Origin of the sequence: Gordonia desulfuricans NBRC 100010, from assembly GCF_001485495.1 — a bacterium.
In the GTDB taxonomy this organism is placed as follows: Bacteria; Actinomycetota; Actinomycetes; order Mycobacteriales; family Mycobacteriaceae; genus Gordonia; species Gordonia desulfuricans.
In genome coordinates, this window is the sequence record NZ_BCNF01000072.1 from 1 (window position 1) to 11,193 (window position 11,193).

General features: G+C 68.4%; 7 protein-coding genes. 6 read left to right on the plus strand and 1 reads right to left on the minus strand.

The window, feature by feature from the left end; all coding sequences use genetic code 11:
- The first annotated feature begins 195 nt into the window (after window positions 1–195).
- The 6 genes from argS to rho all read left to right on the plus strand — a co-directional run bounded on the left by argS (window position 196) and on the right by rho (window position 9,367).
- Complete coding sequence (argS, locus tag GD1_RS12660; protein ID WP_053778076.1) at window positions 196–1,848, plus strand: arginine--tRNA ligase; 1,653 nt, start codon at window positions 196–198, stop codon at window positions 1,846–1,848.
- Window positions 1,845–3,260 (plus strand): diaminopimelate decarboxylase, encoded by a 1,416-nt coding sequence (lysA, locus tag GD1_RS12665; RefSeq protein ID WP_053778077.1) that lies wholly within the window; start codon window positions 1,845–1,847, stop codon window positions 3,258–3,260. Before argS ends, lysA begins: the two co-directional genes overlap by 4 nt.
- Entirely contained in the window at window positions 3,261–4,598 is a 1,338-nt protein-coding gene (locus GD1_RS12670) for a homoserine dehydrogenase (RefSeq protein WP_059037320.1), read from the plus strand.
- Window positions 4,591–5,685, plus strand: a complete 1,095-nt coding sequence (gene thrC / locus GD1_RS12675; RefSeq protein ID WP_053778079.1) for a threonine synthase — start codon at window positions 4,591–4,593, stop codon at window positions 5,683–5,685. Before GD1_RS12670 ends, thrC begins: the two co-directional genes overlap by 8 nt.
- Window positions 5,666–6,646: a homoserine kinase gene (gene thrB / locus GD1_RS12680; RefSeq protein ID WP_053778080.1), complete on the plus strand. Its 981-nt coding sequence runs from the start codon at window positions 5,666–5,668 to the stop codon at window positions 6,644–6,646. Before thrC ends, thrB begins: the two co-directional genes overlap by 20 nt.
- 741 nt (window positions 6,647–7,387) lie before the next feature.
- The gene (rho, locus tag GD1_RS12690; RefSeq protein WP_059037324.1) at window positions 7,388–9,367 is read left to right on the plus strand and encodes a transcription termination factor Rho; all 1,980 of its coding nucleotides are present in this window, start codon (window positions 7,388–7,390) and stop codon (window positions 9,365–9,367) included.
- Between the two features lie 81 nt (window positions 9,368–9,448).
- Here rho and GD1_RS12695 read toward each other — a convergent pair whose 3' ends face one another.
- Window positions 9,449–11,023, minus strand: coding sequence for an aspartate:alanine exchanger family transporter (locus GD1_RS12695; protein WP_059037326.1), 1,575 nt, complete (start codon window positions 11,021–11,023; stop codon window positions 9,449–9,451).
- Window positions 11,024–11,193 lie beyond the last annotated feature (170 nt).

The following is an 11,193-nucleotide window of genomic DNA, read 5'->3' on the forward strand; positions in this document are numbered from 1 at the left end:
GCCCATCGACATCTCCCCGACAGACACACAGATGAGACTCCCGATCCGAGAAGTCATCACTCCCGTCGGGCCGATCGAGACCCGACTGGTCGAGATCCTGGAAGGCCTCGGACTCTGACCTCGGTTTCGGGTGGCCAGGGTGTCCACCCGAGCCGATTGTTCCCGCTCACGGCACGCCCAATAGGATGATGTGTTGTGACTCCCGCCGACCTTGCCGTGCTATTGAGCACTGTGACCCGCGGTGTCGTCGCCGACCATGGCCTCGACACCTCGCTGGTCCCCGATTCGATCGTGGTCGAGCGCCCACGCAGCGCCGATCACGGTGACTATGCCACCAACATCGCACTCCAACTCGGCAAGCGCCTCGGCGTCGTGCCCCGTGATCTCGCCGGCTGGCTGGCCGAGGCCTTCGCCGCCACCGAGGGCATCGAGAAGGCCGAGGTCGCAGGCCCCGGATTCGTCAACGTCTGGCTGGCCGCCGCCGCACAGAACACCGTCATCACCGCCGTGCTCGAGCAGGGGGAGAACTACGGCCGCGGCGACGAGATCGCCGACAAGGTGATCAACCTCGAGTTCGTGTCCGCCAACCCGACCGGCCCGATCCACCTCGGTGGAACCCGCTGGGCCGCGGTCGGCGACGCACTCGGACGCGTCCTGGCCGCCCGCGGCGCGCAGGTCACCCGCGAGTACTACTTCAACGACCACGGCTCCCAGATCGACCGCTTCGCCAGGTCGCTGGAGGCGTCCGCGCAGGGCCTTCCCGCACCCGAGGACGGCTATGCCGGTGAGTACATCGTCGACATCGCCAAGCAGATCGTCGCCAAGGCCCCCGGTGTCCTCGACCTCACCGAGGCCGAGCGGGTCGAGACCTTCCGCGCGCAGGGCGTGGAGCTGATGTTCGACCACATCAAGACCAGCCTGCACGAGTTCGGCACCGACTTCGATGTCTACACCCACGAGGACTCCATGTTCACGTCGGGCCTGGTGGATCGCTGCATCACCGAACTCAAGGCCAACGGCAACCTGTACGAGGCCGACGGCGCGTGGTGGCTGCGGACCACCAACTACGGCGACGACAAGGATCGTGTCGTCATCAAGAGCGACGGCGAGGCCGCCTACATCGCCGGCGACATCGCCTACTACCAGGACAAGCGCGACCGCGGCTTCAACCTGTGTATCTACATGCTCGGCGCCGATCACCACGGCTACATCAAGCGCCTCAAGGCCGCCGCCGCATCACTCGGCGACGACCCGGAGACCGTCGAGGTCCTCATCGGGCAGATGGTCAACCTGGTCAAGGACGGCAAGCCGGTCCGGATGTCCAAGCGCGCCGGAACGGTCATCACCCTCGACGACCTCGTCGACGCCGTCGGTGTGGACGCCGCCCGCTATGCGCTCATCCGCTCGTCGATCGACGTCAACATCGACATCGACCTCGACCTGCTGGCCAAGCAGTCCAACGACAACCCGGTCTACTACGTGCAGTACGCGCATGCCCGGCTGTCGGCGCTCGGCCGCAATGCCACCGAGCTGGGTCTCACCGCGAGTACCGAGCACCTCGAACTGCTCGACAGCGATCCCGAGGCCGACCTGATCAAGACGATCGGCGACTTCGACGAGGTGGTCACGACCGCGGCCACCCTGCGTGAACCGCACCGAGTGTGTCGCTACCTGGAGACCCTCGCGGGCACCTATCACCGCTTCTACGCGCACTGCCGCGTGCTCCCGCAGGGTGACGAGGAAGCCGGTGACATCCATCGGGCCCGGCTCGCACTGTGTGCCGCGAGCCGTCAGGTCCTCGCCAACGGACTCGCACTCGTCGGCGTCACCGCACCGGAGCGCATGTGAACGCCCATCCGGCCGGCCCCCGCCACGCGGAACCGCTGGCCGCACCGAGCCTCGCCCAGAAGCCCAACGATCCCGCGGTCCTCGCCGAGATCCCCGCCGCGGTGTACCCGCGTAACGCCGTCCGCGGCGAATCCGGGGAACTGACCATCGCCGGTGTCGGCGTGGCCGAACTCGCCGAGACCTACGGCACGCCGCTGTTCGTGGTCGACGAGGCCGACTTCCGGTCGCGTTGCTCGGACATGATGGAGGCCTTCGGGCCCTACGGCCGCGTGCACTACGCCTCCAAGGCGTTCCTGTGCACCGAGATCGCCCGTTGGGTGGAGCAGGAAGGCCTGTCCCTCGACGTCTGCTCCGGCGGTGAACTCGCGATCGCCCTGCACGCCGGATTCCCGTCCGAGCGGATCGCCCTGCACGGCAACAACAAGAGCGAGGCCGAACTGGCCGCCGCCCTCGATGCCGGGGTGGGCCACGTGGTGCTCGACTCGATGATCGAGATCGAGCGGCTCGACGCCCTTGCCGGTGAACGCGGTGTGGTGGCCGACGTGCTGGTCCGGGTGACCGTCGGCGTCGAGGCGCACACCCACGAGTTCATCTCCACCGCCCACGAGGACCAGAAGTTCGGGTTCTCGCTCGCCGGTGGGGTCGCGATGGAGGCGGTCCGCCGTGTCTTCGCCACCGACAACCTGCGTCTGGTCGGCCTGCACAGTCACATCGGTTCGCAGATCTTCGACATGGACGGATTCGAGCTCGCCGCACACCGCGTCCTCGGCCTGCTCCACGACGTCGTCGCCGAATTCGGTCTCGAGAAGACCTCGCAGATGGCGATCGTGGATCTCGGTGGCGGACTGGGTATCTCGTACCTGCCAGAGGATCGTCCGCTGCCGATCGGGGCGGTCGCCGAGCGTCTGGCCGAGATCGTGCGCAAGGAATCGGCGGCCGTGGGGCTGCCGATGCCGACCCTGGCCGTCGAGCCCGGCCGGGCCATCGCAGGCCCCGGCACCGTCACCCTCTACCGCGTCGGCACCGTCAAGGACGTCGAACTCGGTGGCGGCATGACCCGCCGGTATGTGTCGGTGGACGGCGGCATGAGCGACAACATCCGCACCGTGCTCTACGACGCCGAGTACGACGTCCGGCTGGTGTCGCGGGTGTCCGACGCGGACGCCGTGGTCAGCCGCGTCGTCGGCAAGCACTGCGAGAGCGGCGACATCGTCATCAAGGACTGCTGGCTGCCCGGGGACCTCGCACCCGGTGACCTCATCGCGGTCGCCGCGACCGGCGCCTACTGTTATTCGATGTCCTCGCGCTACAACATGACGATGCGGCCGGCCGTGGTCGGCGTCGCCGGCGGCGAATCCCGCGTGATCCTGCGCCGCGAGACCATCGCCGATTTCCTGAGGTTGGAGACCTAGGTGAACACACAGACAGACAACCCCACCGGGGAACAGGCCGAAGCCCGCAGCATCGGGGTGGCGGTGCTCGGCATGGGCAACGTCGGCACCGAGGTGGTGCGGATTCTCGACGAGAGCGCCGCCGACCTGCGCGCCCGCGTCGGCGCCGACCTGGTGCTGCGCGGGGTGGCGGTCCGCGATCTCGCCAAGCCGCGCAAGATCGACGCCGCGCTGCTGACCACCGATCCCGAAGCGCTGGTCACCCGCGACGACGTCGACATCGTGGTGGAGCTGATGGGTGGTATCGATCCCGCCCGCGCACTCATCCGCAAGGCGCTCGAGAGCGGCAAGTCGGTGGTCACCGCCAACAAGGCACTGCTGGCGGAGTACACCGGTGAGCTGGCGACCGCCGCGGCGAGCGCCCGGGCCGACCTGTACTTCGAGGCGGCCGTCGCCGGTGCGATCCCGGTGATCCGCCCGCTGACCCAGTCGCTGGCCGGTGACACCGTCGAACGCGTCGCCGGAATCGTCAACGGCACCACCAACTTCATCCTCTCGGCGATGGCCGAGACCGGTGCCGACTACGCCGACACGCTGGCCGAGGCGGGCCGGCTGGGCTACGCCGAGGCCGACCCGACCGCCGACGTCGAAGGGTATGACGCCGCGGCCAAGGCCGCGATCCTCGCGTCGATCGCCTTCCACACCCGCGTGACGGCCGCCGACGTGTACCGCGAGGGCATCAGCGCCGTCACCGCCGACGACCTCGTCGCCGCCCGCAAGTTCGACTGCACCATCAAGCTGCTGGCGATCTGTGAACGGGTGCGCGACGCCGAAGGCGCACAAAGTGTCTCGGCGCGGGTCTACCCGGCACTGATCCCGCTGACCCATCCGCTGGCATCGGTCAACGGGGCGTTCAACGCCATCGTCGTCGAGGCGCAGAACGCCGGACGGCTGATGTTCTACGGTCAGGGCGCCGGTGGCGCACCGACCGCATCGGCGGTGCTCGGCGATCTCGTGATGGCCGCCCGCAACAAGGTGAACGGCGGCCGGGGGCCGCTGGAGTCCACCTATGCCTCGCTGCCGATCTCCAGCATCGACGACGTGCCGACCCGCTACTACGTGTCGATGCGGGTGGCCGACCGCCCGGGGGTCCTCGCGCAGATCGCCAACGAGTTCTCCAAGCGTTCGGTGAGCCTGGCCGCGGTCCGGCAGGAAGGGGCAGGCGACGACGCCCGCCTCAACGTCGTGACCCATCGGGCACCCGACAGCGCACAGTCGGAATGTGTTGCAGCCCTAGAAGACATGGACGCCGTGATCAAGGTGTCGAGCGTCCTGCGATTGGAAGGTACCGATGACTGACACCACCTCAACCGTTCCCGCGCCGGTGCACAAGGGCTGGCCCGGCCTGATCGAGGCATACCGGTCACGGCTGCCCGTCGCCGACGACTGGAAGGTGGTCACCCTCCTCGAGGGCGCCACCCCGCTCATCTCGGCGCCGCATCTGTCCGAGATCACCGGCTGCGAGGTGTATCTGAAGGTCGAGGGCCTCAACCCGACCGGCTCGTTCAAGGACCGCGGCATGACCATGGCGGTCAGCAACGCGGTCAACAACGGCAAGACCGCCGTGCTGTGCGCGTCCACCGGCAACACCTCGGCATCGGCGGCCGCCTACGCCACCCGCGCCGGGATCACCTGTGCCGTCCTGATCCCCGAGGGCAAGATCGCGATGGGCAAGCTCGCCCAGGCGGTCATGCACGGCGCCAAGATCATCCAGGTGCAGGGCAACTTCGACGACTGCCTCGAACTGGCCCGCAAGGCCACCGCCGAATTCGGTGAGATCGAGTTGGTGAACTCGGTCAACCCGGCCCGCATCGAGGGCCAGAAGACCGCCGCATTCGAGATCGTCGACGTCCTCGGCCGCGCCCCCGACGTGCACGCGCTGCCGGTCGGCAACGCGGGCAACATCACCGCGTACTGGAAGGGCTACACCGAGTACCACGCCGACGGCATCTCCACGACGTTGCCGCGGATGCTCGGCACCCAGGCCGCCGGTGCGGCCCCGCTGGTGCTCGGCGAGCCGGTGAAGAACCCGGAGACCATCGCGACCGCCATCCGTATCGGCGCACCGGCCAGCTGGAACCAGGCCGTGGCCGCCAAGGAGCAGTCCGGTGGACAGTTCCGTGCCGCCACCGACGAGAAACTGCTCGAGGCATACCGTCTGATCGCCGGGCGTGAGGGCGTCTTCGTCGAGCCCGCCTCCGCGGCGAGTGTCGCCGGCCTGCTGGCGGCGCGCGAGGAGGGCTGGGTGTCCAAGGGCGAGCTGGTGGTCTGCACGGTCACCGGCAACGGCCTCAAGGACCCCGACACCGCGCTGTCGGGGATGCCCGAGGTGGAGACGATCCAGGTCGATCCGGTGGCGGTGGCCCATGCCCTCGGCGTCGCCTGAGATCGACCGAGCATCACAGATGGTCACGCCCGATACGATCTATCGTCAACTGCCCGAAGGTCTTTCGGTGCGGGTGCGGGTTCCTGCGTCGAGCGCCAACCTGGGTCCGGGATTCGATTGCCTCGGTATCGCACTCGGCATCCACGACGAGATCGACGTGGCGACCACGGCCGGTGGCATCACCGTCGACGTGACCGGTGAGGCCGCCACCGACGTCCCGCTGGACGCCAACCACCTCGTCGTGCGCGCGGTGCTGGGCGGGCTCGCGCACGCCGGGTTCTCGGTGGCCGGTCTGCACCTGTCGGCGACCAACGTGATCCCGCATTCGCGGGGCCTGGGATCGTCTGCGGCGGCAGCGGTCTCGGGTCTGGCCGCGGCATCGGGGCTGCTGGCTGCCTCCGGGCTGGCCGACCGGCTGACCGCCGACGAGATGGTCCAGCTCTCCAGCGAGTTCGAGGGACACCCCGACAATGCGGCGGCCAGTGTCCTCGGCTCGGCCGTGGTCACGTGGACCGAGTCCAGCGACGGGCTCAACCGCTATCACGCGCGCCGGCTGCGAGTGCATCCCGACATCTGTGCCACCGTCTTCGTCCCGGAGACCGAATCGTCCACCGCGGTCACCCGAGGGCTGCTGCCCGACGCGGTGCCGCGCGTCGACGCGGTGGCCAACCTGAGTCGTTCGGCTCTCGCCGTCGTCGCCCTGACCTCCGACCCGAGCTGCCTGCTGGCGGCCACCGAGGATCGCCTGCATCAGCCGTACCGGGCCGAGGCGATGCGTCCGACCGCCGATCTGGTGGCGGCACTTCGGGCCCGCGGCCACGCCGCGACCGTGTCCGGTGCCGGACCGAGCGTGCTCGTCCTGGGTTCGGGACCGCTGCCCGCCGATGCCCGCTCGCTGGGCGTCGAGTTCGGTTTCACGCCGAAGTCGGTGGAGATCGCCGGCGGCGTCGAGATCGCCTGACACCTGCAGTGGGGGACGGGACGGCACCGTCGGTCACCGACCGACGGTGCCGGTTTCGTCGGTACTGCACTCGTCGGTACTGAACTCGTCGGTGCCGAATCGATCGGGGAACGGTTCGGTGTCCGCTCGGCGTGAACCTCGAGGATCTCCCGTCCGGGGATCGGGGGCCACCGCCGCAACCGACCTGACCTCGGGCACCGGCACACACCAGCACCGATGTGCCTGGTCGACGTGCACCGGGTCGACGCGCACCGGGCCGTTGTTCGCCGGGACGATGGCCACCGGGTCGACGTGACCGGGCTGATCCCGCCCGGGTTCACCTGCCTGCGACGGTCCGGTCGGGAACGGATACGGCCGCCCGTGACGTTCGATGGAGCAGGGTTGCGCGATTCGCGGGAACAATGAGGCGGATCGGCGTGTTGCTCCCATTGTGGACGCGGGTTATCATAAGCTCGTCTAGCCGCGAAGGCTCGTTCAGCCGTCTATCTCGGGTGATCAAGATCTCGAAACAGTCCGCGTGATTCCGGGTATCCGATCACCGGCAGCGATCTCCGAGCTTCGTGCCGTTCTCGACACGGCCGTTCTGTTGCGCCGAGCGCAGGATGACACTCGCAGCCCGACCCTGATCTCTGACCCCGTCCACCGAGGACGGGAATCCCCCGGACCCGGCACACCGTCGGACCCGGGAGGTGGAATGAAGCCCTCCGCGGACGTGACCTGCGGAGGAACGAAAGGACATCCGTGACCGATACGGACCTGATCACTGCGCCGGCTTCACCCGACAACGATTCCGCGGGTACCGGCGCGCCCAAGACCCGCACCCGCGCGGCCCGCACCGGGCTGTCCGGCATGGTCTTGAGCGAGCTGCGTGCCCTGGCCGGTGAGCTGGGCATCAAGGGGACCTCCGGCATGCGCAAGGGCGATCTCATCGCCGCGATCAAGGAGCGTCAGGCCGCGGCCTCGCCGAAGGCCGCTGCCCCCGAACAGATGACACTCGCCGACGAGGTGCCGGCACCCCGCACCCGACGCACCACCAAGAAGGCCGACGCCGCCAAGGCCGAGACCGCCGTGCCCGAGGGCGCTGCGGCCACAAAGACCGAGGCCCCCAAGGCCCAGGCAGCCAAGAGCGACGCGCCCAAGGCCGACGCCGACAAGGCCGATGGCCCCAAGGCAGGCGCCGACAAGGCCGAATCCGCCGGTGACGACGCGAAGAGCGCCGACGCCAAGTCCGACGACGCGGGCCGTGGACGCAACAACCGCGGCGAGGCGCGCAACGCCGACGACGACGAGTCGGGTGAGGGCGGCAACCGCAACCGCAACAACCGCAACCGCAATCGCGAGAACAACCAGAACCGCGAGGGTGGCCAGGGCCGGGACAGCCGCGACAACCGGGACAACCGCAGCGGCCAGGGTAACCAGGGTGGCAACGGCCCGGCCGGCAACCGCAACAACGCCAACAACGACGAGGACGACGAGCAGGGCGGACGCCGTCGCGGCCGTCGATTCCGCGAGCGTCGTCGTGGACGTGAGCGCGAGGGCGGCACCCCCACCGAACCGCAGGTCAGCGACGACGATGTCTTGCAGCCGGTCGCCGGTATCCTCGACGTCCTCGACAACTACGCGTTCGTCCGGACCTCCGGCTACCTGGCCGGCCCGAACGACGTCTACGTGTCGATGAACCTGGTGCGCAAGAACGGATTGCGCCGCGGTGATGCCATCACCGGTGCGGTCAAGGTTCCGCGTGAGGGCGAGCAGCCCAACCAGCGGCAGAAGTTCAACCCGCTGGTCCGCCTCGACACCGTCAACGGCGGTGACGTCGAGGCCGCCCGCAAGCGCGCCGAGTTCAACAAGCTCACCCCGCTGTACCCCAACCAGCGGCTGCGTCTGGAGACCACGCCGGATCGCCTGTCGACCCGCGTGATCGACCTGATCATGCCGATCGGCAAGGGTCAGCGCGCGCTGATCGTGTCGCCGCCCAAGGCCGGTAAGACCACGATCCTGCAGGACATCGCCAACGCGATCACCACCAACAACCCGGAATGCCACCTGATGGTGGTGCTCGTCGACGAGCGTCCGGAAGAGGTCACCGACATGCAGCGCTCGGTGAAGGGTGAGGTCATCGCCTCCACCTTCGACCGTCCGCCGTCAGACCACACCTCGGTCGCCGAGCTCGCCATCGAGCGTGCCAAGCGCCTCGTCGAGGGCGGCAAGGACGTCGTGGTGCTGCTCGACTCGATCACCCGCCTCGGCCGCGCCTACAACAACGCGTCGCCGGCGTCGGGCCGGATCCTGTCCGGTGGTGTCGACTCGACCGCGCTGTACCCGCCGAAGCGTTTCCTGGGTGCCGCTCGCAACATCGAGAACGGCGGATCGCTGACCATCATCGCCTCGGCGCTGGTGGAGACCGGTTCGACCGGTGACACCGTCATCTTCGAGGAGTTCAAGGGCACCGGCAACGCCGAGCTCAAGCTCGATCGGAAGATCTCCGAGCGTCGCGTCTTCCCGGCCGTCGACGTCAACCTCTCGAGCACCCGTAAGGACGAGTTGCTGCTCGCCCCCGAGGAGTTCGCGATCGTGCACAAGCTCCGTCGTGTGCTCAGCGGACTCGACTCGCAGCAGGCGATCGATCTGCTGGTCAGCCAGCTGAAGAAGACCCGCAACAACATCGAGTTCCTGATGCAGGTGCAGACCAACGCACCGGGAGCGATGAAGGACGACTAGAGTCCACCGCAGTTCTCCGACGAGACCCGTCGGGCGCATGGCAGCATGCGTCCGGCGGGTCTCGTCGTCGTCGGACCGGTGTCAGAGGGCCGAGAGGACCTGCGCGAGAAGGATCTTCACGACCATCGCGGCCGGATACACCAGGGCGTAGCCCAGGGCGATACGTGGATCGTCGCCGCCACGGGCGTTGGCGAAGGCCAGATGGGCCGGATTGGTCTGGGTACCGGCGAGAACGCCTGCGAGACGGACCTTTCCGGTGCGCAGCACCCACCGGCACACGGCATACATGCCCACTGCCATCACCGTCGAACATGCCGCGCCGGTGACCAGCATGTCGACGATGGCACCGCTGGTGAACGCATCGAGGATCAGCGATCCGGCCTTGGTGCCGGCGTACGCCAGGAACAGCAGCAATCCCAGTTCGGTGATCACCTGCGCCGACGTCAACGGCATGGAGGTGACGACCGGGCCGATCCGACCGATCCGGCCGAGGATCAGGCCGACGACGAGAGTGCCGGCGGCCGCACCCAGCGACAGGGTGCCCAGTCCCGGTACCGGGATCGGCACCAATCCGACGGCCAGACCGATCGCGATACCGAAACCCAGTGCCATCGCGTTGATCTCGGTGAGGCCGCGCGACGAGTCGCCGAGCACCCCGGCCACCTGCCCCATCTGCTCGGGTGGCGCCACCACGCGGACGCGGTCACCGAGCTGCAGCGGGGTGTCGGGGGTGGCCACCAGATCGGTGTCGCCGCGGCGCAGACGCGTGATGGCGGCCCCGTAGCGATCGAGCTCGAGGTCCCGGACGCGACGGCCGGCCCATCGCGGCGCCGAGACGGTGATCCGGCGGAAATCCAGCGCGCTGCGGTCGGCAGTCAGATCGTGCGAGGAACGATGCCCGATCTCGTCGACGAGGGCGTCGACCTCCGACGGCGGCCCGACCACGGTGACCAGATCGCCGTGACGCAGGGTCTGTTCGTCGCCGACGGGTTCGGGAGGTTCGGCCGGATCATGGGCCAGCCGCGAGAAGGTCAGTCGATTTCCGTGGCGGGCACGCAGATCGGCGACGCCCACGTCGTCGCCTTCCACCCGGACCGTGAGATCGATCACCTTCTCGGGGGTGTCGGGGTCGGGATTGCCGAACCGGAACGCGAGGGTGACCATGACGAGCATCAGGATCACGCCGAAGACGTAGGCGGTGGCATAGCCGACGGTGGCCTCGGCCGACCCGCCCGCAGCGGCGAGCGCTGGGGTGTTGGTCACCGCACCTGCGAACGTTCCGGCGATGGCGGTGGGCGACAGCCCGAACGCGGCCCCCACCAGATACACCGTCACCGCGGCCGCGCACACCACCGCGGCGACCGTCACCACCAACTGCCACGCGGTGCGCAGTGATGCGAAGAAGCTCGGTCCCGCAACGAGTCCCGTGGTGAAGGCGAACAGGACCAGGCCCAGGTTGCCGATCACCTCGGGCAGGATGAGTTCGACGTCGACGGCGCTACCGAGGGCGGTCAGGACGATCGCGGTGAACAGCACCGCGGCCGGGCCCAGGCCCACACCGCGCAGCTGGACACGGCCGATCGTCACCCCGATCCCCACGATCAGCGCCAGATAGATCAGTGGTTGATCGGCGAACAACCCAAGAATCGCGGTCATCGTGTCACCTGCTCGGCCATGACAGCAGTATCGGTGCGGGCGGCGAGTCCTGCAGGGGTCGGCTCAACCATCGACTCGATGTTGGTGGTTGAGGCGGGACCCCTTTTGGTGATTGAGCCGGGAACTTTTTTGGTGATTGAGCCGGGAAACTTCTTGGTGATTGAGCCGGG